At 69.7% G+C, this 24,236-nt stretch carries 20 protein-coding genes, 1 tRNA gene and 1 pseudogene; 11 read left to right on the top strand and 11 right to left on the bottom strand.

Annotated features, from left to right (window positions below; all coding sequences use genetic code 11):
- Window positions 1-1,966: 1,966 nt before the first annotated feature.
- From AB0C87_RS05240 to rsmG, 3 genes are all read right to left on the bottom strand, one after another.
- Window positions 1,967-2,956, bottom strand: a complete 990-nt coding sequence (locus tag AB0C87_RS05240) for a ParB/RepB/Spo0J family partition protein (protein ID WP_345182806.1) — start codon at window positions 2,954-2,956, stop codon at window positions 1,967-1,969.
- Entirely contained in the window at window positions 2,953-3,768 is an 816-nt protein-coding gene (locus AB0C87_RS05235) for an AAA family ATPase (protein ID WP_345182877.1), read from the bottom strand. The genes AB0C87_RS05240 and AB0C87_RS05235 overlap by 4 nt, the downstream gene beginning before the upstream one ends.
- A 344-nt stretch (window positions 3,769-4,112) precedes the next feature.
- Window positions 4,113-4,790 carry a 16S rRNA (guanine(527)-N(7))-methyltransferase RsmG gene (gene rsmG / locus AB0C87_RS05230; protein ID WP_345182807.1) on the bottom strand — a complete coding sequence of 226 codons (678 nt, stop codon included), beginning with the start codon at window positions 4,788-4,790 and terminating at the stop codon, window positions 4,113-4,115.
- A 186-nt stretch (window positions 4,791-4,976) separates the two neighbouring features.
- On the opposite strand from rsmG, the gene AB0C87_RS05225 reads away from it, so the two are divergent.
- Window positions 4,977-5,432 (top strand): DUF6458 family protein, encoded by a 456-nt coding sequence (locus AB0C87_RS05225; protein ID WP_345182809.1) that lies wholly within the window; start codon window positions 4,977-4,979, stop codon window positions 5,430-5,432.
- Between the two features lie 168 nt (window positions 5,433-5,600).
- Here the strand turns inward: AB0C87_RS05225 and AB0C87_RS05220 are convergent, their stop codons facing one another.
- Genes AB0C87_RS05220 through rpmH form a run of 5 tightly spaced genes read right to left on the bottom strand, consistent with a single transcriptional unit; the run spans window position 5,601 to window position 8,012 of the window.
- On the bottom strand, window positions 5,601-6,086 hold the full coding sequence (locus AB0C87_RS05220; RefSeq protein WP_345182810.1) for a R3H domain-containing nucleic acid-binding protein: 486 nt from the start codon (window positions 6,084-6,086) through the stop codon (window positions 5,601-5,603).
- A 37-nt stretch (window positions 6,087-6,123) separates the two neighbouring features.
- Complete coding sequence (yidC, locus tag AB0C87_RS05215) at window positions 6,124-7,134, bottom strand: membrane protein insertase YidC (RefSeq protein WP_353832205.1); 1,011 nt, start codon at window positions 7,132-7,134, stop codon at window positions 6,124-6,126.
- A complete protein-coding gene (gene yidD, locus AB0C87_RS05210) occupies window positions 7,127-7,495 on the bottom strand; it encodes a membrane protein insertion efficiency factor YidD (RefSeq protein ID WP_360576617.1) in 369 nt (122 codons plus the stop codon). The genes yidC and yidD overlap by 8 nt, the downstream gene beginning before the upstream one ends.
- Window positions 7,492-7,860 (bottom strand): ribonuclease P protein component, encoded by a 369-nt coding sequence (gene rnpA, locus AB0C87_RS05205; protein ID WP_345182813.1) that lies wholly within the window; start codon window positions 7,858-7,860, stop codon window positions 7,492-7,494. Before rnpA ends, yidD begins: the two co-directional genes overlap by 4 nt.
- A 14-nt stretch (window positions 7,861-7,874) precedes the next feature.
- Window positions 7,875-8,012: a 50S ribosomal protein L34 gene (rpmH, locus tag AB0C87_RS05200; RefSeq protein WP_179845229.1), complete on the bottom strand. Its 138-nt coding sequence runs from the start codon at window positions 8,010-8,012 to the stop codon at window positions 7,875-7,877.
- A 604-nt stretch (window positions 8,013-8,616) separates the two neighbouring features.
- On the opposite strand from rpmH, the gene dnaA reads away from it, so the two are divergent.
- From dnaA to AB0C87_RS05150, 10 genes and pseudogenes are all read left to right on the top strand, one after another.
- Window positions 8,617-10,689 carry a chromosomal replication initiator protein DnaA gene (gene dnaA / locus AB0C87_RS05195; RefSeq protein WP_360576616.1) on the top strand — a complete coding sequence of 691 codons (2,073 nt, stop codon included), beginning with the start codon at window positions 8,617-8,619 and terminating at the stop codon, window positions 10,687-10,689.
- A 653-nt stretch (window positions 10,690-11,342) separates the two neighbouring features.
- Window positions 11,343-12,485: a DNA polymerase III subunit beta gene (gene dnaN / locus AB0C87_RS05190; RefSeq protein ID WP_345182815.1), complete on the top strand. Its 1,143-nt coding sequence runs from the start codon at window positions 11,343-11,345 to the stop codon at window positions 12,483-12,485.
- A gap of 99 nt (window positions 12,486-12,584) precedes the next feature.
- A pseudogene (gene gnd / locus AB0C87_RS05185) lies at window positions 12,585-13,520 on the top strand (phosphogluconate dehydrogenase (NAD(+)-dependent, decarboxylating)); the annotation flags it as partial.
- A gap of 210 nt (window positions 13,521-13,730) precedes the next feature.
- Entirely contained in the window at window positions 13,731-14,873 is a 1,143-nt protein-coding gene (recF, locus tag AB0C87_RS05180; RefSeq protein WP_353832202.1) for a DNA replication/repair protein RecF, read from the top strand.
- Window positions 14,870-15,409, top strand: coding sequence for a DciA family protein (locus AB0C87_RS05175; RefSeq protein ID WP_353832201.1), 540 nt, complete (start codon window positions 14,870-14,872; stop codon window positions 15,407-15,409). The genes recF and AB0C87_RS05175 overlap by 4 nt, the downstream gene beginning before the upstream one ends.
- A gap of 357 nt (window positions 15,410-15,766) precedes the next feature.
- Window positions 15,767-17,704, top strand: coding sequence for a DNA topoisomerase (ATP-hydrolyzing) subunit B (gene gyrB, locus AB0C87_RS05170; protein ID WP_345182819.1), 1,938 nt, complete (start codon window positions 15,767-15,769; stop codon window positions 17,702-17,704).
- 82 nt (window positions 17,705-17,786) lie between these two features.
- Window positions 17,787-20,291 (top strand): DNA gyrase subunit A, encoded by a 2,505-nt coding sequence (gene gyrA / locus AB0C87_RS05165; RefSeq protein WP_345182820.1) that lies wholly within the window; start codon window positions 17,787-17,789, stop codon window positions 20,289-20,291.
- Between the two features lie 42 nt (window positions 20,292-20,333).
- Entirely contained in the window at window positions 20,334-21,293 is a 960-nt protein-coding gene (locus AB0C87_RS05160; RefSeq protein WP_360576615.1) for a DUF3566 domain-containing protein, read from the top strand.
- 91 nt (window positions 21,294-21,384) lie between these two features.
- Window positions 21,385-21,458 (top strand) — tRNA-Ile (locus tag AB0C87_RS05155).
- Between the two features lie 374 nt (window positions 21,459-21,832).
- The gene (locus tag AB0C87_RS05150) at window positions 21,833-22,096 is read left to right on the top strand and encodes a hypothetical protein (protein ID WP_345182822.1); all 264 of its coding nucleotides are present in this window, start codon (window positions 21,833-21,835) and stop codon (window positions 22,094-22,096) included.
- Here the strand turns inward: AB0C87_RS05150 and AB0C87_RS05145 are convergent.
- The 3 genes from AB0C87_RS05145 to AB0C87_RS05135 form a co-directional block, all read right to left on the bottom strand.
- Window positions 22,086-22,442, bottom strand: a complete 357-nt coding sequence (locus tag AB0C87_RS05145; RefSeq protein WP_353832199.1) for a hypothetical protein — start codon at window positions 22,440-22,442, stop codon at window positions 22,086-22,088. The genes AB0C87_RS05150 and AB0C87_RS05145 overlap by 11 nt on opposite strands.
- 100 nt (window positions 22,443-22,542) lie before the next feature.
- Window positions 22,543-23,688, bottom strand: coding sequence for a DUF6596 domain-containing protein (locus tag AB0C87_RS05140; RefSeq protein ID WP_360576614.1), 1,146 nt, complete (start codon window positions 23,686-23,688; stop codon window positions 22,543-22,545).
- A complete protein-coding gene (locus tag AB0C87_RS05135) occupies window positions 23,685-24,092 on the bottom strand; it encodes a YciI family protein (RefSeq protein ID WP_360576613.1) in 408 nt (135 codons plus the stop codon). Before AB0C87_RS05135 ends, AB0C87_RS05140 begins: the two co-directional genes overlap by 4 nt.
- Window positions 24,093-24,236: the final 144 nt, after the last annotated feature.

The raw sequence follows: 24,236 nt of genomic DNA, 5'->3' as shown, positions 1-24,236 counted from the left end.
ATGGCACTGCACGACAAGGCGCAGTCCTCCTCTGCCCCCTGCCCGCCGAGCACCCTTGACCCTCGTTTCACGTGAAACAGCGAACTCCGCGCTCGCGTAGGTGACGCCCAGCGGAGCCCTCCCCAGGCCCATGGCAACCCACAGCGGTGAGGCAGCCGAGAGCCCCAACCGCACACGACGAACCCGCGCACGCGCCACACGGTCACCCGCTCCTCGGTCGACCCCCCGCGCTTCGCAGCTCGTCCCTGACGCTCAGCCCCACGGGCGGACCTAACGGCCTCCTACACCGACGCTCAGGGCTTCATGAGTCCGTCTACTCCTGATTTCCACGGGTTACAGGGCGGACAGTTTCACGTGAAACCTGCTCCGGCGAGCGCGGGATCGAGGTGCCACAACAGCGTCCACACGGACACCCACCGCCAACGGCCCCCTCGGGCGTTGCAACCACGCCGTGGTGGGCCGGACGTTCCACCACCATGCCCGGACGCCGCTGTGGGCGACCATCGCATCCCCAGGGGCAGGGCGCGAGAACCCGTACTCCGGCATCACCGTCGGCGCGGTTGACCCGCCCGGCCGTTGTCTGCGACCTCCCCTAGGCTCACGTGCGCGAAGGGATCGCCACAGGAGATCATCGTCAACGCGACCGACTCGTCCAGGACGCCGTTGTCCACGGCCGCCGCGGGACCGCCAGAACCATCAGGCGGATCACCCGTCGATGCGGCCGGTGTATCCGATAGACCGTCGATCGCGACCGACCGCGAAGCACGAGGACGGCGCAACTGGGTCACCAGGCGGGTCACCGTCGACGCAGCCAGCCCCTGCCCGAGACGCCGTTGGTGGCGGACTGACTTCGTCACATGGAGCTCGACGCGACAGGAACACCTGCGCTCACCGTAGACGCGGCCCGCATGCGCGGCGCGCCCCGACCGCATGGCAGAGGGCTGTGTGCGACGAGAACAACAGGCGGATCAAGTGGCGGCGCGGCCGGCCTGTCCGGGGTGCCGTTGGTGGCGCATGACCGCGGGGCACAATGCTGGGCGAGACGAGTCGCGGGGCGCATCATCGGCGGCGTGGCAGGTCTGTCCGGTACGCCGTGGGTTGTGGGCACCCGCGAAGCAGGAGGGCGCAACGGGTCGCCGAGCGGGTCACCGTCGACTTGGCGGGGCTGCCGGGGGCGCCGCTCTGGGGCCAACTAGCTCCCTAGAGGATGGAGGCGACGGGGGGCTATTTGAGCCGCCCTTGCCGCGTTTGTCTGGCCGGTACGCCGGGTGTCTGTGGCCGACCGCGAAGCATCGGAGGGCGCGACGGGGCCACCTTCCGGATCACCGTCCGCGTGACGGCTCGTCCAGGACGCCGTTGTCTGCGGCCGGCCGTGCAGTATCGCGGGGACGCGGCAGGAACAGCAGGTGGGTCAGCGTCGACACGGTCGGCTTGTCCGTTGTGCGGTTGGTTTTGATCGACCGCGAAGCACGGGGGCGCGGCAGGACGGCCGGGCGGAGCATCGTCGGCGTGGCCGGTTTACCCGGGGCGCTGCTGTAGGCGGTCTACTGTGCGCTCCATAGAGCTGAGCGCGACGGGGAGAAGAGGCGCATCGCTGTGGGCGTGGTTGGTTTGTATGGGACGCCTGCGGTGGGTGGCGGCCCTGCGCTCAGCGGGTGAGCCGGTACGCCGACGCTCGCTGGGGTGGCCAGATCCCTTTGCGGCGATCATCGTGCCTCTCTTGGTGCCGCGGACCGCGTTCGCATCGGCGATCCGGGGGACTGTCGACAGGGGCCGCAGTGGGCAGGCGCTGCGGGCGAGGGCGTGTGGCGGGATGCGGCGGCGAGTGTGGGGGGAGCCGCGACTACGTGCGACGGCTCTCGCTTCTTCGGGCGCGTGGTTCTCGGGGGATGTTTCACGGGAAACGTTGGGCGGGAATGAGAAGCGCCCCGGAGCCTTGGGCGTCCGGGGCGCTGGGGTGCGCGGGCTAGGAGTCGTCCGCCTCGGGGTCGGGGGCCATGGACTTGATGATGCGGTCCAGGTCCTCCAGGGTGGCGAACTCTACGACGATCTTGCCCTTGTTGCGGCCCATGTCGACGCGGACCCTGGTCTCGTAGCGGTCGGAGAGGCGGTCGGCCAGTTCCTTGAGGCCGGGGGCCACCGGCTTCTGGCGGCGGCCCTGGCGCGGCGTCTTCGGCTCGTCCTCCACCTCGCGGAGCGCGATCATCTCTTCGAGCGCGCGGACGGAGAGGCCCTCCTGGACGATCCGCTGCGCCAGGTGCTCCTGGGCCTCGACGCTTTCGAGGGAGAGCAGCGCGCGGGCGTGACCGGCGGACAGCACGCCCGCCGCCACCCGGCGCTGGACGGCGGGCGGCAGGTTCAGCAGGCGGAGCGTGTTGGTGATGTGCGGACGCGACCGGCCGATCCGGGTGGCGAGCTGCTCGTGGGTGGCGCCGAAGTCCTGCAGCAGCTGCTGGTACGCGGCCGCCTCCTCCAGCGGGTTGAGCTGCTGCCGGTGGAGGTTCTCCATGAGCGCGTCACGGAGCAGGTCGTTGTCGCCGGTGTCGCGGACGATCGCCGGGATGACGTCCAGCCCGGCCATCTTCGACGCGCGCCAGCGGCGCTCGCCCATGATGAGCTCGTAGTCGTGCTCCTCCGAGGAGGATTTGCGGACGACGATCGGCTGCAGCAGTCCGACGATGCCGATCGACTCGGCGAGCTCCTCCAGAGCCTGGTCGTCGAAATGCTCGCGGGGCTGGCGCGGGTTGACCGTGATCGAGCGGACGGGCAGTTCCGCGAAATGGGCTCCGGCGACCGGTTCGAGCGACGGTGCGGGAGCGGCCGCGCCGCCCGGGACGGGGCCGCCGGGGTAGCCCGGCTCTCCCGCGCCGTTCGGCTCGGCGGACGTCGGCATGGGCGGGGCGGTGGGAATGAGGGCGCCGAGGCCCCTGCCTAGTCCGCGTCGTTGCTGGCTCACTGGACAGCTCCTCCGTGGGCCATCTCCGAGGCGGCCTCGCTGTAGGCGAGGGCGCCGCTCGAACCGGGGTCGTAGGTCATGACGGACTGCCCGTAGCTGGGCGCTTCGGACACCCGGACGCTGCGAGGGATCACCGTGTTGAGGACGACGTCGCCGAAGTGGCTCCGGACGTCGTCGGCGACCTGCGCGGCGAGGCGGGTCCGGGCGTCGTACATCGTCAGCAGGATGGTCGACACCCTGAGCTTCGGGTTGAGGTGGGCTTTCACGAGGTCGACGGTGCGGATGAGCTGGCCCAGGCCCTCGAGGGCGTAGTACTCGCACTGGATCGGGATGAGCAGCTCGTCGCCCCCGACGAGGGCGTTCACCGTGAGCAGACCGAGCGACGGCGGGCAGTCGATCAGCACGTAGTCGAACTTCTCGATGTCGTAGGCGTCCAGGGCCCGCCGGAGGCGCGACTCGCGGGCCACCTTGGAGACGAGTTCGATCTCCGCGCCGGCGAGGTTGAGGGTGGCCGGCGCGCAGAAGAGGTTGGGGATCTCCGGCGCCGGGACGATAATGTCGGACAGCGCCATGTCCTCGATCAGCACGTCGTAGATCGACGGCACCTCGGCGTGGTGGTCGATGCCGAGGGCGGTGGACGCGTTGCCCTGCGGGTCGAGGTCCACCACCAGCACCTGCGCGCCGTGCATGGCGAGGGAGGCGGCGATGTTCACCGAGCTCGTGGTCTTGCCGACGCCCCCCTTCTGGTTGGCGATGGTGATGACCCGGCATCGGTCGGGCCGCGGCCATTCCCGCTCCCTGCGGCCCGACATCGCCTTGAGCGCGGTGACGGCTGTTTCATGTGAAACCTTGGCGTCCCGCAGCGCCTCTCGCACGAGTTCCGACTCCCCCTGGTTTGGTCCGTTCCGCGACACCGGCGGCTGCGCGCCGGCGTTGGTCGGCACGTAGCCGACGTTCTCCGCGGTACCGGACGTCGTGTTACCCCACATCGCGTGCCCGGAGGGAGCGGTGCCCGGCGATGATCCCGGGTCCGGCCGCGTCCCCCCGGAGGCGGGCGCCGGGGCGCCCTCGTCCGCGCCGGGCCCGCCCGGGCCGGACGGCTGTTCGTCGGGGGATTCGTCGGCGCGGTCAGGCCTGCCCAGTCCTGGTCCCGTGCTCATGAAGACCTCTTCCTCGACCCTTTGGCGCGCCGGGGGGCGCGCTGCCGTCGCCCGACAACCTCTTCTCGGCCGGCGACCACACGGACGAGTGTTGTCGGCGGATCGACCATACCGCGCCCGACTTGCAGCAGCTCCGTCGAGCGCACCCCGAAGCGCTTCAGGACCGGCTCCGCCTCCTCCAGCTCGCCCGCGGCCCGCTCGCCCTTGAGCGCGAGGAGCTCGCCGCCCGGGCGCAGCAGCGGCAGTGCCCACCGGGCCAGGCGTTCGAGGGGCGCGACGGCGCGTGCCGTGGCGACGTCCACCGCGAACTCCTCGGTCACGTCCTCGGCGCGGGCCCGCCGGACCTCGACGTTCCGCAGGTCGAGCAGCTCGACGCACTCGTTCAGGAACGTCGTGCGCCGCAGCAGCGGCTCCAGCAGGGTGATCCGCAGGTCGGGCCGGACGATGGCCAGCACGATGCCGGGGAGCCCCGCGCCCGAGCCGATGTCGACGACCCGGGCGTCGCGCGGTATGGCCGACGAGACCACCGCGCAGTTGATCAGATGGCGTTCCCAAAGCCGGTCGGCCTCGCGCGGCCCGATGAGCCCGCGTTCGACCCCGGCCTCGGCGAGAAACGCCGCGTAGCGCTCCGCGATCGGCAGTGCGTCACCGAAAACCTCCCGTGCAGTCCCCACCAGACGAATCGTTCCACAAAACCCGGTGGGGCCGTGCACGCGAAACGTTCCTGTGAACAACAGGACGCCGGGGTGGGACGACCCTTGCGTTATGGCGATAACCACATGACCCCTCCGCATATTCGCCGAGGGTCGGGTACAGGCTGCCGTGACGCCCGTCCGTCCCTCCGGAAGGAGCTCCGACACATGGGAATCGGAGTCAGTCTCGCATTCATCGCCCTCGGGGCGATCCTGGCTTTCGCCATCCGCGTTGACCTGAGCGGCCTCGACATCCACATGGTCGGATGGATCCTCATCCTGGTCGGTCTGATCAGCCTGGGGTTCACGCTCAAGTACACGCGGCCGCGCCGCGCCGCCGGACGTGTGGTCGGCGCCGACCCCGCCTACGGCGACGAGCCGGGAACGGTGGTCCGCGAGGAGCACATCATCGAGGACCCGCCGCCGCCCGGTGGCCGTCCCGCCGAACGGGTCGAGCGCGTGGTCGAGCACCCGGCGGACACGGGAGTGACGCACGGCCATCCTCAGGACCCGGCCTACGCGCAGGATCCCGCGAACGCGCAGGACCCCGCGGTGCAGAACACCACTTCGCTGGGCGGCGGTGACGTCCAGCGCCGCCGCTGGCGCCGGACCGCCCGGCGGTAGCACCGAGAACCTGCTCGGTGTGCCAGGGCGGCGGTGCACACCGAGCTCCCGAGAGGGCCCCGCGCCGGCCAGGGCGCGGGGCCCTCTCATGCCCGGGAAGCCGCTTCCCTCCGGAAAAGGCGACGGCCCCGACCGGAGGACCGGTCGGGGCCGTGTGAGGCCATGGGGTCAGGCGGGGGAGACGACCACGTAGCGGTCGGGCTCCTCGCCCTCGGACTCGCTGCTGAGGCCCGCGGCGGCGACGGCGTCGTGGACGATCTTGCGCTCGAACGGGGTCATCGGGGCGAGGGGCTTCGGCTCGCCGGACTGCTTGACCTCGTTCGCGACGTCCGTCCCGAGCTTGGTCAGCTCGGCGCGGCGCCGCTCGCGGTAGCCGCCGATGTCCAGCATGAGGCGGGTGCGGTTGCCGGTCTGGCGGTGGACGGCGAGCCGCGTGAGCTCCTGGAGGGCCTCCAGCACCTCACCGCGCTTGCCGACCAGCTCGTCCAGGGAACCTCCGACGACGGCGACGATGGCGCGCTCGCCCTCGACGTCCATGTCGATGTCGCCGTCGTAGTCACCGATGTCCAGCAGGCCCTCGATGTAGTCGGCGGCGATCTCGCCTTCCTGTTCGAGCGCCTGGACGTCGACCTCGGTGGTGTCGGTCTGGCTCAACGGGGTCTCCTTCTCCGGCACATGCTGGGGGTCCAAACTAGCGCTTCTGGGTACCGCTGCGCTTGCTGCGCGACTTGCGGGTCGGCTGGTTGCGCGCGACCTTCGGCTTCTCCTCGGGCTCGGGGGCCGGTTCCGGCTCCTTCTTCAGCTTCGCCTTAATGCCGGACGACGCCGCCTGGCCGTTCTTGGAGGCGCCCGTCTTCGAGCCGGCGGGCTTCGACCCGGAGGTCTTCGGGCCCGTCTTCGTCCCCGTCTTGGCCGCGGCGGCCGCGGCCTCGCCCTCCGTGCCGGGCGGTGGGTACCGCTTGTAGATGTAGTGCTGCTGAGCCAGGGTCCAGCTGTTGGACGTCACCCAGTACATGAGGACGCCCAGCGGGAAGCCGAGGCCGAAGAGGCCGAACAGCGGCGCCAGGAAGACCATCATCTTCTGCGCCTGCATCATCGGGTTGGCGTCGTCCGCGACGGGCTGGCGCTTCATGCTGGCCCGGACGGTGAAGAAGGTCGTGACGGAGCTGATCACCACGGCGATGCCAGTGATGATGATCGCCGTCCAGCTCTTGGGGTCGGTGCCCCAGGCGTTCAGGAACGTGTCCGGGATGTGGGCGCCGAAGATGTTCGCGTTCTGGGCGCTCGACACCAGGTCGGACGAGACGGCGAAGACGCTCTGCCCCGGCTTGGCGTCCGAGATCCGCTTCAGCGTCTGGAACAGCCCGATGAAGATGGGCATCTGCACCAGGAGCGGCAGGCAGCCCGACAGCGGGTTGGCGCCGTTCTCCTGGTAGAGCTTCATGACCTCCTGGTTGAGGCGCTGCTTGTCGTTCTTGTACTTCTTGCGAAGCGCCTGGACCTTCGGGTTCAGCTCCTGCATCTTGCGCGACGCGTGGATCTGCTTCACGAAGAGGGGGACGAGGAGCAGCCGCAGGAGGACGGTGAGGAGGATGATCGAACCGCCCCACGCCCATCCGCTGTCCTTGGGGACGACCGTACTGAGCCCCGTGTGGATCCACACGATGAGCTGAGAAACGATCTCGTACAACCAGTCAAGCACCGGGCAGCTCCTTGGGCTCTGCTAGGGCGGGGCCGCTCTCCTCGCGGCCGGAGTTCGAGGAAGCCGCCGCGCGCTGTTCCGGCGTCTTCTTCGGCGGTACCGGGTCGTGACCGCCGGGGTGGAAAGGCTGGCACCGGGCGATCCGGCGGACGATCAGCCACGTGCCGCGCGGCGCCCCGTGCACCTGGAGTACCTCCAGGCCGTACGCGCTGCAGCTGGGATGGAAGCGGCACTGCTGCCCGAGCAGGGGACTCAAGAAGCGGCGGTAGGCGCGGACGAGAAGGATCAGCACGGCCGCGACGGGACCCGGGCGGCCCGTCCTGTGCTGCGCGGGGAACTCGGTCCCCTGCGGACTCCTCATCTTCGCCCCTTGGACGCGGGCCGCAGCAGCCGGTCGAGCGCCGACTCCAGATCCGCGGCCAGTTCGTCTGGTCGCGCCGCTCCCGCACGGGGGTTGGCGCGCACTACGAGCAGGCTACCCGCTGGGAGGCGGTCGAGGTGCGGGCGCATCAGGTGGCGGAGCCGGCGCCGGGTCGTGTTGCGCACCACGGCGTTGCCGACGGTGCGCGCCACGATGAACCCGACCAGCGGCCGCGCCGCCGCCGGTCGGACCTCTTCCGGGCCCAGCAGGTGAACGACGACAGTTGGCCGTCCGGCGCGACGACCGCGCCGGACGGCCAACGAGAAGTCGTCCCGCCGCCGCATCCGGTTCCCGGACGGCAGCACTATGAAGGGGTGGGTCAGACCGCGACGCGGGCGCGGCCCTTGCTGCGCCGGCTCGACAGGATCGCGCGGCCCGCGCGCGTGCGCATGCGCAGCCGGAAGCCGTGCTTCTTGTGGCGACGACGGTTGTTCGGCTGGAAGGTACGCTTGCTCACTTTGAGGCTCCAGTGCTGCGGTCGGTTCGTCTGACGACTTGACGCTCGAAGGCTCGCACCGAGGGCCGCGTACGGTCCCCCGCAGCGGGGGCCCACCCGAGCTTTGCCTGAGGGGCTGCCGGCGGGCACGCGGCATCTCCGTCGATGCGACTCGACCTCAGAACGTTACGGGGTATCCGGGGGGCCGGTCAAACGGAGGCGGCCGCCGCACGGCCCCGCCCCGGGCCTCCGATGGACGCGCGGGATCGATGGTGACCGTGTTGCGGCTGTGCCCGGCAGCGGTTAAGGTCGACGAGGCGAGCCGACACTTCCTTCGACGAATCCGATGTCGGCGTTCAGCCCCTGAGCCCCCGTTCGAGAACCATCGCTTACCGGCCCTCATGAAGGCCGGCCCCTTGTCGACCGCATATCCCTGAACCCGCCTCGTGGGTTTTACACAGGGTCCCCATGCCTATGCACAGCATGTGGACAACTCTGTGGACAACTCGTGAGAGAGTAAGTCTTCCGCGTCGCGGCTGTGTCCTGCGAGGCGTGTGACATCCCGCGGGAAAGCCGGGCAGTCAGGTGCTCCGTTCGGCGGAGTTGTGGGGAGGGGACCTTGCGCATGGACGGTCAGGATCTCGGATCGGTCTGGGCCCGCACCCTCACCGCACTGGCCGAGAGCGATCTGTCGCCGAGCTACCGCGCATGGCTGCCCATGGTCCGCCCGCTGGCACTCGTCGAGGGAACGGCGCTTCTCGCCGCCCCCAACGAGTTCGCCAAGGACGCGCTGGAGACGCGCCTGCGCAACCTCATCACGCAGGCACTTTCCCGTGAACTCGGCAGGGAGATCCGGGTCGCGGTGACCGTCCAGCCGGAGCCCCCAGGCGGTGCTCGGCAGGGCGGGGGCGAGCCCTTGTCCGCGCCGATTCCGGGTCCGGGCGTAGGCCTCGGCATGCACGAGCCCGCCCCTTCTTATGGGGAGTCCTACGGCGAGCGGACGCACGACGAGCGCGACCGAGACCGAGACCGTTCTTATACGGAGCAGCCCTACGGGGAGCAGTCGTACGGAGAGTCGTACGGAGACCAGTCGTCCTACGCGGAACGTCCTGAGCGCCCCTATCCGGAGCAGCCGTACACAGACCAGGGATACCGGCCGCAGTCGGGAGTTACCCACAACCCCGGTTCGCCCGGAGGTTATCCACAGGCTCAGGACGACGACCGTGGATCGTACCCGCCTGCTCCCCGTCCACCGGCGTACGGTGCGGGCCCCGGCGGGCGCGGTCCCGCCCCCTACGAAGGGCGCGGCTACCCGAGCTACGGCGGGCAGGAAGGCTACGGCGGCGAATCCCAAGGACGGCCGCCGCACTCCCATCTCAATGACCGCACGCTCGGCCCGTTGCGCCCTGGCGGCCGTCCAGAGGCCCAAGGCAGGGAACCGCAGCACGCCGGGAACGAAGGCCCTCTCGGGCACTCGGACGACAAGTTCCAGAAGAGTGAGCAGTCCTACCCAGGGGCCGAACAGTCGTATTCAAGCGGTGAGCAGTCCTACAGGGGCGAAGGAATCTTCCGCGACGAGGAGGGCTCCGATTCCAGGGTTCCTAAGTCCGACCCCCGTGCGCCCGCGCCGGCACCGGCGCAGCAGGCTGGCGCTTCCGAGCATGCACGGCTCAACCCGAAGTACACGTTCGAGACGTTCGTCATCGGCTCGTCGAACAGGTTCGCGCACGCCGCCGCCGTCGCGGTGGCGGAGCAGCCTGCCAAGGCGTACAACCCGCTGTTCGTCTACGGCGACTCGGGCCTGGGGAAAACTCACCTGCTCCACGCGATCGGCCACTACGCCCAGAGCCTCTTCAACGGGGCCCGCGTCCGCTACGTGAGCTCCGAAGAGTTCACGAACGACTTCATCAACTCGATCCGCGACGGTAAGGCGGACGGGTTCCGCCGCCGCTACCGGGATGTGGACATCCTCCTCGTCGACGACATCCAGTTCCTTGAAGGCAAGGAGCAGACGCAGGAGGAGTTCTTCCACACGTTCAACACGCTCCACAACGCCAGCAAGCAGATCGTGATCTCCAGCGACCGTCCGCCCAAGGAGCTGGTGACGCTGGAAGACCGGCTGCGCAACCGGTTCGAGTGGGGCCTGACGACCGACGTCCAGCCGCCCGAGCTGGAGACGCGGATCGCGATCCTGCAGAAGAAGGCCCGGCAGGAGGGCCTCGCGGCGCCGCCCGACGTGCTGGAGTTCATCGCCTCGCAGATCGCGACGAACATCCGCGAGCTGGAGGGCGCGCTGATCCGGGTCACGGCGTTCGCGAGCCTGAACCGCCAGTCGGTCGACATGAAGCTCGCCGAGATCGTCCTGAAGGACCTCATCCCCAACGACTCCGGTCCCGAGATCACCGCCGCGATGATCATGGCGCAGACCGTCGAGTACTTCGGGACGACGATCGACGACCTGTGCGGCCCGTCCCGCTCGCGGATGCTCGTCACCGCCCGGCAGATCGCGATGTACCTGTGCCGGGAGCTGACGGAGCTGTCCCTTCCGAAGATCGGTCAGCAGTTCGGGGGGCGCGACCACACCACGGTCATGCACGCCGAACGCAAGATCCGGTCGCTGATGGCCGAGCGCCGCGCCATATACAACCAGGTCACGGAGCTGACGGGGCGCATCAAGCACCAGGCCCGCAAGCGCTGATCCCCCTGTTCGTACACACTGTGGACAGACCCGCGTCACGCCTGTGGACGAGCCCCTCCCGCGCCGTCCACACCCTGCCCAGGGCAAAGAAACGACAAAAGGCACGCGTCCCCCGAGAATCGGCAGCGCTGCTCACAACTTGTGGAAAACTCTGGGGATTTTCGCGGATAACCCTGTGGGCAACCGTTGGAGAAGCTGAGGATGAACGGTGGACGGGTGTGGACCGGGTGTGCACCGCCGCCTTGCCTTCTGGGGAAAACCGGTGGACGGGCTGGGGACGGCCTGGGGACGGCCTCGAAGATCACCGGTCCCGTCGTCCCCAGGGCGGGCGAACGGGCGGTATACCCGTGGAGAACTCGTGGATAACCGGGGGATGACATGAGGACGACCTGTGGGGATGATTTCGCCGTCCCCAGGCGCCGCCGCGCCGTCCACCGCCCATGCACAGCACCGGTGGACAGAGAAACCCGGTCTCACCTGCGACAACGGCCTCTGTCCACACTATCCACGGCCCCTATTACTGGTACTGCTCTACATCTCTATCCAAGAAAAGATCCATCTCAAGTCAGGGCCTGGGGACAACGCGCACCGAGCGCCCCGGCCCGGACGAGATCAGCTCACCCTTGTCCGACACCTGCAGGAGGCGGGTCCCTTTGAAGTTCCGCATCGACAGAGACGCCCTGGCCGACGCCGTCGCCTGGACCGCTCGCACGCTCCCCGTCCGTCCCCCGGTGCCGGTCCTCGCGGGCATGCACATCGTCGCCGGGGGTGAGGGCAACGGCGACCGGCTGAAGCTGTCCGCGTTCGACTACGAGGTCTCGGCACAGGTGTCCACGGACATCGACGTGGAGGAGGCCGGGACGGCGCTGGTGTCGGGCCGGCTCCTCGCCGAGATCTCGCGCAGCCTTCCTCCCCACCCTGTGGAGGTGACGACGGACGGCGCGAAGGTGATGCTCCGCTGCGGCAGCGCGAAGTTCACACTTCTCACCATGCCTGTGGAGGACTACCCGACGCTGCCGGAGATGCCGCCCGCCGCTGGATCGGTGGGCAGCGACGAGTTCGCCGCCGCCGTGTCCCAGGTCGCGATCGCCGCGGGCAAGGACGACACGATCCCCATGCTGACCGGCGTCCGTGTGGAGATCGAGGGCGAGACCGTCACGCTGGCGTCCACGGACCGCTACCGCCTCGCCGTCCGCGAGATGCACTGGAAGCCCGAGCGCCCGGACTTCTCCGCCGTCGCGCTCGTCCCGGCCCGCACGCTGGCCGACACGGCCAAGTCGCTGACGGCCGGCGCGGAGGTGTCGATCGCGCTCGGAGGGACGGGCGGCACCGGCGAAGGCATGATCGGTTTCGAGGGCGGCGGCCGCCGCACCACGTCCCGGCTGCTGGACGGCGACTTCGTCAAGTACCGCTCGCTGCTGCCGAGCGAGTACGCGGGGCTCGCCGAGGTCCAGACCGCCGCCTTCATCGAGGCCGTCAAGCGCGTCTCCCTGGTGGCGGAGCGCAACACCCCGGTCCGGCTCTCCTTCAGCCAGGGCGAGGTCGTCCTGGAGGCCGGGACGGGCGACGAGGCTCAGGCCGTGGAGGCCCTGGAGGCGTCCCTGGAGGGCGAGGACATCGACATCGCGTTCAACCCCGGGTTCCTCCTCGACGGGCTCTCCGCGATCGGCTCGGACGTGGCGAGGCTGTCCTTCACCACCCCGACCAAGCCGGCCGTCCTCACCGGAAAGCCGCCGCAGGAAGGGGAGAACCCGAACTACCGTTACCTGATCATGCCGGTTCGTCTGTCCGGATAAGTACCACGTTGCGGGGCATGGCACCGTGGCGATGTCCGCGGGGGAGCCGCGCCCCCGCGGGCGAGGCAGAGCAGGCACCCACAGGCGGTACGCACAGGGGAGAGTGAGCGTTTCATGGAGCTGGGCATCATCGGCCTGGGCAAGATGGGCGGCAACATGGCCGAGCGGCTGCGCCGCGGCGGCCACACCGTCGTCGGCTACGACCGCGACCCGGAGGTCAGCGACGTCGGCTCGGTCGAGGAGCTGGTCGAGCGGTTGTCCCCGCCGCGGGCCGTGTGGGTGATGGTCCCCGCCGGCAAGCCGACGGCGGACACCATCCACAAGCTGGGGGAGGTCCTGGAGCAGGGCGACCTCGTCGTGGACGGCGGTAATTCCCACTATGTGGACGACCGGAAGCACGGTGAGGAGCTGGCCGCCAAGGGCATCGGGTTCCTCGACTGCGGTGTCAGCGGCGGCGTGTGGGGCCTGGAGAACGGCTACGCGCTCATGGTCGGCGGCGACGAGGACGACGTGAAGCGCCTGATGCCGATCTTCGAGACCCTCAAGCCCGAGGGCGAGTTCGGCTTCGTCCACTCCGGCACGGTCGGCGCCGGCCACTTCGTGAAGATGGTCCACAACGGCATCGAGTACGCGATGATGCAGGCGTTCGGCGAGGGCTACGAGCTGATCGAGGCCAGCGACATCGTCACCAACGTGCCGGAGACGTTCCGCAGCTGGCAGGAGGGCACCGTCATCCGCTCCTGGCTGCTCGACCTGCTGAACCGCGCGCTCGCGGGCGACCCCGAGCTCGACGACCTGCGCGGCTACGCCAACGACTCCGGCGAGGGCCGCTGGACCGTCCAGGCCGCCGTCGACCACGCCGTCCCGCTGCCCGCCATCACGGCGTCCCTGTTCGCCCGCTTCGCCTCCCGGCAGGACGACTCCCCCACGATGCGCGTCGTCGCCGCCCTCCGCAACCAGTTCGGCGGCCACGCCGTCGAGTCCTCCAAGGGAGCCGACTCCCCCGGCGCCGACGTCAACCCCCCTTCGGTCTGACCCTCGGTTATCCACAGTTGTGGGTTCCGGCCCCGGCTCTCGGCGGTGTGTTCCAGGCTGGGAGTGGGGTCGGCCCCCCTGGGAGGGCGGGGTGTGCGCAGGCCCCGCGTGTGGACGGGCGTCACACGTCCGCGTGTGGACGGGCGTCACGCGCCCGCGTGTGGGTGAGGTGTGTGGTGGGGGCCGGGGGAGGCTCTACGCTCGTGTGTTGTGCACGTTGCCCACCTTTCGCTGCAGGACTTCCGCTCGTACCCGACCGCCGAGGTCGCGCTGGGGCCGGGAGTCACCGCGTTCGTGGGGCCGAACGGGCAGGGCAAGACGAACCTGGTCGAGGCCATCGGGTACGTCGCCTCGCACGGCAGCCACAGGGCCGCGACGGACGCGCCGCTCGTCCGGCACGGAGCGCCGCGGGCGATCGTCCGGGCCGGGGTGGTGAAGGACGAGCGCAAGGCGCTGATCGAGCTTGAGATCAACCCGGGCAAGGCGAACCGGGCGCGGCTCAACCGGTCCCCTGTCCCCAGGCCGCGCGAGATCCTGGGGATGCTGCGGACCGTGCTGTTCGCCCCGGAGGACCTCGCGCTCGTGAAGGGCGACCCGGGGGAGCGGCGCCGGTTCATGGACGAGTTGCTGACCGCGCGGGCGCCGAGGTTCGCCGGCGTGCGGTCCGACTACGACCGCGTCCTCAAGCAGCGCAACGCCCTGTTGAAATCGGCGGCCGCCCATCGTCGCTCCCCCGGCCCGGAGGTGCTCGCCACCCTGGACGTGTGGGATTCGCATCTGGCGCGCATGGGGTCGGAGCTTCTGGCGGCCCGGCTCGATCTCGTCGCGGCTCTGCGTCCGCTCGTGGCGCAGGCCTACGCGGCGCTCGCTCCGCACAGCGGCGCGGCCGACCTGATCTACAAGAGTTCCTTGGGCGACGCGGAGTTGTCCACAGACCGTGGACAACTGGCCGAGCAGATCCTGAAGGCGGTCGCCGGGTCCCGCAAGCAGGAACTGGAGCGCGGGGTGAGCCTCGTCGGCCCGCACAGGGACGAGCTGGTGCTGCGCCTCGGGGAGCTTCCCGCGCGCGGCTACGCCAGCCACGGCGAGTCGTGGTCGTTCGCGCTCGGGCTGCGGCTCGCCGCGTTCGACCTGCTCCGCGCGGACGGCGACGACCCCGTCCTGATCCTGGACGACGTGTTCGCCGAGCTCGACACCGGGCGGCGCAGCCGGCTGGCCGAGATGGTGGTGCCGGCCGAGCAGGTCCTGATCACGGCGGCCGTCCCCGCCGACGTCCCCGCCGAACTGACGGGGGGCTCGTATACCGTCTCCGACGGCCAGGTCGTTCGTGAGTCCGAGGGGGCGAGCGAGTGAGTGATCCACAGGATGTGTACAAGTCCACCGAAGCCGGGGCTCCTCCCCCCGAGGCCGGGGCTCCTCCGGCCAAGTCGGGGATCGAGCTGGCCCGCGAGGCGCTCGCGCAGGCCAAGGCGGACGCTCTCAAGCGCGGCACCATGCCCGGTCAGGGCGGCAAGCGCAAGGGCCCCGGGCGGGGGGGGCGCGTGCGCGACCCCGGGCGGGGCGGCGATCCCAAGCTGTTCGGGGCGGCGATCCGCGAGCTGATGGCGTCGCGCGGGTGGGAGCAGCGTGCCGCCGTCGGCGGCGTGTTCGGCAACTGGGCGGGCATCGTCGGCGCGGAGCTCGCCGAGCACACCCGGCCCGACCACTTCGAGGACGGCGAGCTCACCGTGGCCGCCGACTCGACGACGTGGGCCACCCAGCTGCGCCTGCTGTCGTCGACGCTCGTGCGGCGGCTGAACGAGGAACTCGGCCACGGCACCGTCCGCCGCGTGAAGGTCGTGGGGCCCTCGTCGGGGCCGCGCCGGACGGGCGCGTGGCGCGCCCGCTGAGCGGAGCCCCCGGACCGCGCCGATGTGTCAGTGGCGGGTGGGAACATCTGTTCGGTGATGGGTCGTCGAGTTCAGCGGCGAGCGCCACGTAGGCCAAATAACCCCCCTGACCCAATGGGGGGATGTGTCTCCGGGGCCCTTCGGCCGCCACACGCGCACACAGCGCTCGCGAGTGCCACTTTTCGCCTCGTCACCCGGTAGAATGAATGCGGGTTCAGGATGCTGCGCCGCCATTGGGTGCCCGGGGCTCTGACAGCACGACCAGAGCACCGACCGGGTGCCCCCATGTGTGTTACGGGGCACACCGCGCCTCCCTCGGGCGCGGAGCGGCAGACATCCCCGGCAGGAGGATCTCCTTTGGCGTACGACGCTAGTTCGATCACTGTCCTTGAAGGGCTTGAGGCGGTTCGCAAGCGCCCGGGCATGTACATCGGCTCGACCGGTGAGCGCGGCCTGCACCACCTCGTCTACGAGATCGTGGACAACGCGGTCGACGAGGCCTTGGCCGGCTACGCCGACGACATCGTGGTGACGCTCCTGGCCGACGGCGGCGTCAGCGTCCTCGACAACGGCCGCGGCATCCCCGTCGGCGAGCACCCCGTGGAGAAGCGCCCGGCCATCGAGCTGGTGCTGACCACGCTGCACGCGGGCGGCAAGTTCGACGGCAAGTCCTACGCCGTCTCGGGCGGCCTGCACGGTGTGGGCTCGGCCGTGGTGAACGCGCTGTCCACCCGGTTGGAGGCGGAGGTCCGCACCGACGGCCACGTCTGGTTCCAGTCCTACACGTGGCAGGGCCCCGAGATCGAGCTCCAGAAGGGCGAGGAGACCGACGAGACCGGGACGCTCATCAGGTTCTGGCCCGACCCCGAGATCTTCGAGACGCTCGAATGGAACTTCGAGACCCTCTCCCGCCGCATGCAGGAGATGGCGTTCCTCAACCGCGGCCTGTCCATCACGCTGCAGGACGAGCGCCCCGACCACGTCAACGGTGAGCCGCACGTAGTCCGGTACCACTACGAAGGCGGCATCGAGGACTTCGTCCGCTACATCAACGCGCGCAAGGACTCCGCGCACGAGTCCGTCATCTACTTCAGCGACGACACCACCGGCATGTCGGTCGAGATCGCCATGCAGTGGAACTCGTCCTACTCCGAGTCGGTGCATACCTTCGCCAACACCATCAACACGGCGGAGGGCGGCACCCACGAGGAGGGCTTCCGCGCGGCGCTCACCACGATCGTCAACCGGTACGCCCGCGACAAGGGCCTGCTGCGCGACAAGGACGACAACCTGACCGGCGAGGACGTCCGCGAGGGCCTCACCGCGATCATCTCGATCAAGCTGGCGGACCCCCAGTTCGAGGGGCAGACCAAGACCAAGCTCGGCAACACCGAGGCCAAGTCGTTCGTGCAGCGGGCCTGCAACGTCTACCTCCGCGACTGGTTCGAGGAGAACCCGGGCGAGGCCAAGGAGATCATCAGCAAGGCCTCGCAGGCGGCGCGCGCACGCGTCGCGGCGCGGCAGGCGCGCGACCTGACCCGGCGCAAGAGCCTGCTGGAGTCGACGTCCCTGCCGGGCAAGCTGTCGGACTGCCAGTCCACCGACCCGGCCAAGTCCGAGCTCTACATCGTCGAGGGCGACTCGGCGGGCGGCTCGGCCAAGGGCGGCCGCAACCCGCACTTCCAGGCGATCCTCCCGATCCGCGGCAAGATCCTCAACGTGGAGAAGGCCAGGATCGACAAGATCCTGAAGAACAACGAGGTGCAGGCGATCATCACCGCCCTCGGCACCGGGGTGCACGACGAGTTCGACATCTCCAAGCTGCGCTACCACAAGATCATCCTGATGTCGGACGCCGACGTGGACGGCCACCACATCAACACCCTGCTGATGACGCTGCTGTTCCGGTTCATGAAGCCGCTGATCGAGGCCGGCCACGTGTACCTGTCGCAGCCGCCGCTCTACAAGATCAAGTGGGACGCGCGGGGCACCGAGGCCGACTACGCCTTCTCCGACTCCGAGCGGGACGCGATCATCGAGGCCGGGATCGCCGCCGGCAAGCGCGACCCCCGCCCCCGCGACCTGGTGCAGCGGTTCAAGGGCCTCGGCGAGATGAACGCCAACGAGCTGTGGGACACCACGATGGACCCCGACAACCGGGTCCTGCTGCAGGTCCAGCTGGACGACGCCGCCCAGGCCGACGAGCTGTTCAGCGTGCTCATGGGCGAGGAGGTCGAGCCCCGCCGGGAGTTCATCCAGCGCAACGCCAAGGACGTGCGCTTCCTCGACATCTGAGGTACGTGCCAGGGCCGGCCCCCCGGCCTGACTCCCAGAGGCGGACGTACTTCCTTCCCATCGAGCAGAAGAGGTCTTGAGAGTGACGGACGTGACCACAGAGGGTGGACACCCGGGCGAGCGGATCGAACCGGTCGACATCCAGGTCGAGATGCAGAAGAGCTATCTCGACTACGCGATGTCGGTCATCGTCGCGCGCGCGCTGCCCGAGGTGCGCGACGGCCTCAAACCCGTCCACCGCCGCGTCCTGTACGCGATGTACGACGGCGGCTACCGGCCCGACCGCGGCTACTTCAAGTGCGCCCGCGTCGTCGGCGACGTCATGGGGAACTACCACCCCCACGGCGACTCGGCCATCTACGACGCGCTCGTACGGCTCGCCCAGCCGTGGTCGATGCGGTACCCGCTGGTCGACGGCAACGGCAACTTCGGCTCGCGCGGCAACGACCCCGCCGCGGCCATGCGGTACACCGAGTGCCGCATGGCGCCCCTGGCGATGGAGCTCCTGCGCGACATCGACAAGGAGACCGTCGACTTCTCCCCCAACTACGACGGCCGCTCGCAGGAACCCGACGTCCTGCCGTCCCGGTACCCGAACCTGCTGGTCAACGGGTCCGCCGGCATCGCGGTGGGGATGGCGACGAACATCCCGCCGCACAACCTGCGCGAGGTCGCCGACGGCGTCCGGTGGTACCTGGACAACTACGGCGCGTCCGACGAGGAGCTGCTCGAAGCGCTGATCGAGCGCGTCAAGGGCCCCGACTTCCCGACCGCCGGCCTCATCGTCGGCCGCAAGGGCATCGAGGAGGCCTACCGGACCGGCCGCGGCTCCATCACCATGCGGGCCGTCGTCGAGGTCGAGGAGATCCAGGGCCGCACCTGCCTGGTCGTCACCGAGCTCCCCTACCAGGTCAACCCGGACAACCTCGCCCTCAAGATCGCCGACGGCGTGAAGGAGGGCAAGCTCGACGGCATCGCCGACGTCCGCGACGAGACGTCCGGCCGGACCGGGCAGCGCCTGGTCATCGTCCTCAAGCGGGACGCCGTCGCCAAGGTCGTCCTGAACAACCTGTACAAGCACACGCAGCTGCAGGAGACGTTCGGCGCGAACATGCTCGCGCTCGTGGACGGCGTGCCGCGCACCCTGCGCATCGACCAGTTCGTCCGGCACTGGGTCGCGCACCAGATCGACGTCATCGTCCGCCGCACCCGGTTCCTGCTCCGCAAGGCCGAGGAGCGCGCCCACATCCTGCGCGCCCTGCTCAAGGCCCTCGACCGCATCGACGAGGTCATCGCCCTGATCCGGCGCTCGCCGTCCGCCTCGGAGGCGCAGCAGGGCCTGATGAACCTGCTGGAGATCGACGAGATCCAGGCGCAGGCCATCCTCGACATGCAGCTGCGCAAGCTCGCCGCCCTGGAGCGCCGGCAGATCACCGACGAGTACGACAAGCTCATGGCGGAGATCACCGACTACAACGAGATCCTCGCCTCGCCCGAGCGGCAGCGCCGGATCGTCGGCGACGAGCTCGCCCCGATCGTCGAGAAGTTCGGCGACGAGCGGCGCACCGAGATCATCCCGTTCGACGGGGACGTGTCGTACGAGGACCTCATCGCCGAAGAGGACGTCGTCGTCACCATCACCCGCGGCGGCTACGCCAAGCGCACCCGCACCGACCACTACCGCGCCCAGCGGCGCGGCGGCAAGGGCGTCCGCGGCGCGCAGCTCAAGCAGGACGACATCGTCGACCAGTTCTTCGTCACCACGACGCACCACTGGATCCTGTTCTTCACCAACAAGGGCCGCGTCTACCGCGCCAAGGCCTACGAGCTGCCCGACTCCGGCCGCGACTCGCGCGGCCAGCACGTCGCGAACCTGCTCGCCTTCCAGCCCGACGAGCACATCGCCCAGGTCATGGACCTGCGCGACTACCAGGTCGCCCCCTACCTCGTGCTCGGCACCAAGAAGGGCCGCGTCAAGAAGACGGCGCTGACCGACTTCGACTCGCCCCGCACCGGCGGCATCATCGCCATCAACCTCGTCGACGACGACGAGGTGATCGCGGCGCGGCTCGTGTCGTCCGACGACAACCTGCTGATGGTCTCCACCGGCGCCCAGGCGATCCGGTTCCGCGCCGACGACGAGTCGCTGCGGCCGATGGGACGCGCCACCTCCGGCGTCATCGGCATGCGGTTCGAGGAGGACCAGGAGGTCCTCAACATGCTGGTCGTGCAGGACTCCTCGCAGGACGTCCTGGTGGCCACCCGCGGCGGCTACGCCAAGCGCACCCCGGTGGACCAGTACCCGCTCCAGGGACGTGGGGGGAAGGGCGTTCTCACCGCTAAGATCGTGGAATCTCGGGGGTTGTTGGTCGGAGCTCTGATGGTCGGCCCGGACGACGAGGTGTTCGCGATGACGTCGAACGGCGGCGTGATCCGTACCACCGCCGCCGAGATCAAGCAGTCCGGCAGGCAGACCATGGGCGTCCGCCTGATGAATCTCGCCGACGGGGACAGCGTGGTGGCCATCGCGAGGAACGTAGAGTCCATGGAGGACTCTGACGAAGCCGAAGGGGGCGACGGTGAGTGACGTATCCTGCATCGTCACCGAGCCGCTAGGCCAGGAGGACACGTGAGCACCGAGCCCGGCCAGGACAACGACGGGACCGGCGCCGCCGGCAAGGGTGGTGACCGGAAACCCGGCGCCAGGTCCGGCCCCGCCAAGCCCACCGGCAAGTCCAAGGGGAAGCCGGGCAAGACGGTGGCCGCCGCTTCCGCCAAGTCCGGGCGCGACGAGACGACCGTCGACATCGGCACCGGTGCGACGGACCCCGGCAAGGGCGCCGACGAGACGCGGTCCGATCTCACGCAGGTCGACGACGCGTCGGCCAAGGCGGCCGGCACCCCCGAGATCGCCCCGGTCAGGGACACCGCCGAACCGCCCAAGCCCGCCGCCAGGCCGGCGCCTCCGGGCGGCGCGGAAGGTGCGCCGACCGGTTCCGCGTCCGGCTCCGGCCCGGCGGGCTGGGCCAGGCCCGCCGAGCCGTCCGGTTCGGTCTCGGCAGGACGTACGGACACGCCCGGCAAGGGGTTCAATTCGGCGGGCGGGTCGTCCGGCTCGGGCGGCCGCGGCTTCGCCGGCACCGTCCTCAAGGACCGTCCGTCCACCGCGGTGGCCCCGGCCAACGCCGCGTCCAAGGCCGCGTCCGGCAAGCCCGCCCGCAAGGCCCAGCTCCAGCTCGCCAGGCTCGAACCCTGGTCGGTGATGAAGTTCAGCTTCGTCATGTCGCTGGTCTGCTTCGTCGTCCTGCTGGTCGCCGTGATCGTCCTGTACGTGATCCTGTCCGGTCTCGGCGTCTTCGACGCGATCAGCGACACCGTCAACAGCCTCACGAAGGAACAGGGCGAGACCACCGGCAGCGTCGACGCCGGAAGCTGGTTCTCCTTCGTCCGCGTGTTCGGCTACACCGTCCTCGTCGGCGCCCTGAACGTCCTTCTCATCACCGCCCTCTCCACGGTCGGCTCCGTCATCTACAACCTCGCCGCCGACCTCGTGGGCGGCGTCGAAGTCACCCTCAAGGAGGCCGAGTAGCCCCACCCGCCGCCGCCCGGCAATCGATTTCCGGTTGCCCGCCCAGATGGGGTAACCTCTCGTTGCGCCGCCAGGGGCGGCGGCACACTTCGGGCCTATAGCTCAGTCGGTTAGAGCGCATCCCTGATAAGGATGAGGCCGGTGGTTCAAGTCCACCTAGGCCCACTCGGAGTTGGGAGTGGTGTGGTCGAAGCCTTTCGGGCTTCCTCCCCGCCACTCCTTCGTCGTTTCTGCCCGGGGGGCGACCCCCGGACCCCCGATGTGGGGGCTTCGCCCCCACACCCCCTGCTGGTTGCGGTTCTTGGGTACGTGGCAGCTTTGGGGCCGGTCGTCCATAACCAGAGGCTGCCGCCTCGCCCCACGCTTTGCCTGTCGGGGTGCTGGGTGACCGCCCGCTGGCTATCTCTGCGTGGAGCGGTCGGGTTGCTGCGTGGCGTTCAGTTCATCGCGCGATCGTGGGCCCAGATGACCAGAAGCCAGCTCGCGATCACTTGGTGAGGGCACATGTCCGCCGGTGGCGGCTGACCTAGACTCCTCGCATGAATCTCACCGACGCGACTCGCATGATTCTGGCGGAGTCTGCGGCCTTTCCGGAGCTGATGAGGGTCACGCGCGACGCTTACGACGAGTTGGCCGCCGGTCGCCGGGTTCATCACGGCACCCTGAGTTGGATGGTCAGAGAGGCCAGCCGCAAGGACCTCTACGGCGTTCTCATCCAGAAGCACGGCGCGGACGTCTTTGACGACATGATCACTGTTCTCTGCCGTGAGATCGATCGGCAGGCCCCGGTTCTCAGCCGCTGACAGCGACGGTGACGGCTTCGGCCATGTCGTCCACTACCCGGGCTACCGCCTCGACGAGCGCCGTGCCTGTCGGAGTGCCGGTCACCGTCCACACTTCCCGGTCTTCCTCTTCCACGCTGGAGACGCCGTCGACGGCGCTGAGCGCGTCTGCGATGCGGCGGCGCAACTCGGATTCGAGAGGGTCCGTGCGGACGAACTCCATCACCCAGGCGCTGACATGCCACAGCGGTCCTACTCGAAGCTTGGAGGCCGAGACCGCGCGAAGGTCCGGCTCATCTGTCTTCCGTATCCACTCTTCGGCTATCCCGGAGTCGAGCGGTTGAATCTGCTGGACGTCGTCACTCACGCGACGAGGCTAGTGCGGATCCGCTCGCCCTTTCAGCTTCGGGGCCTGGTGATCCCCAGGAAGCGCGCGAGTCGGGAGCCGTGAGCATGGCGTCCGACGATCAGGTGCGCAGTTGCTCGTTGAGCCGTGCGGCCTGGCGCGTGAGGTGGTCGCGTTCGGGGATGTTGGGTGCTGATCGGGCGGCTTGGGCGTAGAGCCGTGCCGCGGTGACCGGGTCGCCGTCACGTTCGTGCAGGTACGCCGCTGCGGCGGTGTAGCGGGGCAGGGACGGGTCGAGCTCCGCCAGGGCGGCCAGGCCGGCCCGCGGGCCGTCGGCCTCGCCGACCGCGACGGCCCGGTTGAGGCGGGCCACGGGGTTGTCCGTGAGGCGCACCAGCTCGTCGTACCACTCGACGATCTGGACCCAGTCGGTCTCGGCTGCCGTCTGGGCGTCGGCGTGGAGCGCGGCGACGGCGGCCTGGGCCTGGAACTCGCCCAGGCGATCGCGGACGAGGGCCGCCTGGAGCACGTCGACGCCCTCGGCGATCAGGCGGGTGTCCCACAGGCCGCGGTCCTGCTCGGCGAGAGGGACGAGCCTGCCGTCGGGGCCGGTCCGCGCCGCGCGCCGTGCGTGGTGCAGCAGCATGAGCGCGAGCAGGCCCGCCACCTCCTCGTGGTCGATCCTGGCGGCGAGCTGGCGGGTGAGCCGGATCGCCTCGGCGGCCAGGTCGACGTCGCCGGAGTAGCCCTCGTTGAAGACCAGGTAGAGCACGCGCAGCACGGTGGCGACGTCACCGTGCCGGTTGAACCGGACGTCCGAGACGGTCCGCTTGGCCCTGCTGATCCGCTGGGCCATGGTGGCTTCCGGCACGAGGTAGGCCTGCGCGATCTGGCGCGTGGTCAGGCCGCCGACCGCGCGGAGCGTGAGCGCGACGGCCGAGGCCGGTGTCAGGCACGGATGAGCGCACAGGAAGTACAGCTGGAGCGTGTCGTCCGCCGCCTCGCCCGGGCCCGGCGCGGGCTCGGTCTCGACGCGCACCTCGCGGTGCCGCCGGGAGGTGTCGGCGCGGGCGGCGTCGAGGAACTTGCGCCAGGCGACGGTCACCAGCCAGCCCTTGGGGTCCTGCGGCGTGTCGTCCGGCCAGACGCGCACGGCCTCGACCAAGGCGTCCTGCACGGCGTCCTCGGCCGCCGCGAAGTCGGCTCCGCGGCGGACGAGGACACCGATCACCGCGGGCACCAGCTCCCGCAGCAGCGGCTCGTTCACTCGGTCACCGTGGGCGGCTCGCTCAGGAAGGGGCGCACCTCGAGCCATTCGTAGATCGGCTTACCGCCCGCGCCCGGCGCCGCGGACAGTTCACCGGCCAGCTCGAACGCCCGCTCACGGCTCTCGACGTCGATCGTGATCCAGCCGGCGATCAGGTCCTTGGTCTCCGGGAACGGGCCGTCGGTGACCGGCGGCCGGCCCTCGCCGCCGTAGCGGACGAACGACCCTTCCTGGGAGAGCCCCTGGGAGTCGACGAACTCGCCCGTTCCTTCGAGCCGGGTGATGAAGTCCTGCATGTACTGCACGTGGGCCGTGAGCTCGTCCGGCGTCCACTGCTCCATCGGCACGTCGTTGGCCGGTGCCGGCGCGCCCCGGTAGTGCTTGAGCAGCAGGTACTTGGCCATCGTGTTCTCCTTGATGTGGTTCGGGCCCATTGTGGCCGTGTTCAGTGCCTGGGACGGAGCCGCGCGCTCGTTCTCGACATGCCGCCCAGAGATTTCTCAGCGACTTTCGGAGCTTCCGCGCTGTCCCTATTGCGGGGGATCGGG

Origin of the sequence: Actinomadura sp. NPDC048021, assembly GCF_040653135.1 — a bacterium.
Classification (GTDB): domain Bacteria; phylum Actinomycetota; class Actinomycetes; order Streptosporangiales; family Streptosporangiaceae; genus Spirillospora; species Spirillospora verrucosospora.
The sequence above is the reverse complement of the archived record's forward strand: the minus strand, read 5'-3'. Positions and strand labels throughout refer to the sequence as shown.

Bases quoted from the DNA above. Each gene is read 5' to 3' on its own strand.
- AB0C87_RS05235 (WP_345182877.1), bottom strand. From the start codon at position 3,768: ATGTCGGGCCGCAGGGAGCGGGAATGGCCGCGGCCCGACCGATGCCGG.
- AB0C87_RS05150 (WP_345182822.1), top strand. From the start codon at position 21,833: ATGAATCTCACCGACGCGACTCGCATGATTCTGGCGGAGTCTGCGGCC.
- AB0C87_RS05135 (WP_360576613.1), bottom strand. From the start codon at position 24,092: ATGGCCAAGTACCTGCTGCTCAAGCACTACCGGGGCGCGCCGGCACCG.
- AB0C87_RS05225 (WP_345182809.1), top strand. From the start codon at position 4,977: ATGGGAATCGGAGTCAGTCTCGCATTCATCGCCCTCGGGGCGATCCTG.
- dnaA (WP_360576616.1), top strand. From the start codon at position 8,617: ATGGACGGTCAGGATCTCGGATCGGTCTGGGCCCGCACCCTCACCGCA.
- yidD (WP_360576617.1), bottom strand. From the start codon at position 7,495: ATGAGGAGTCCGCAGGGGACCGAGTTCCCCGCGCAGCACAGGACGGGC.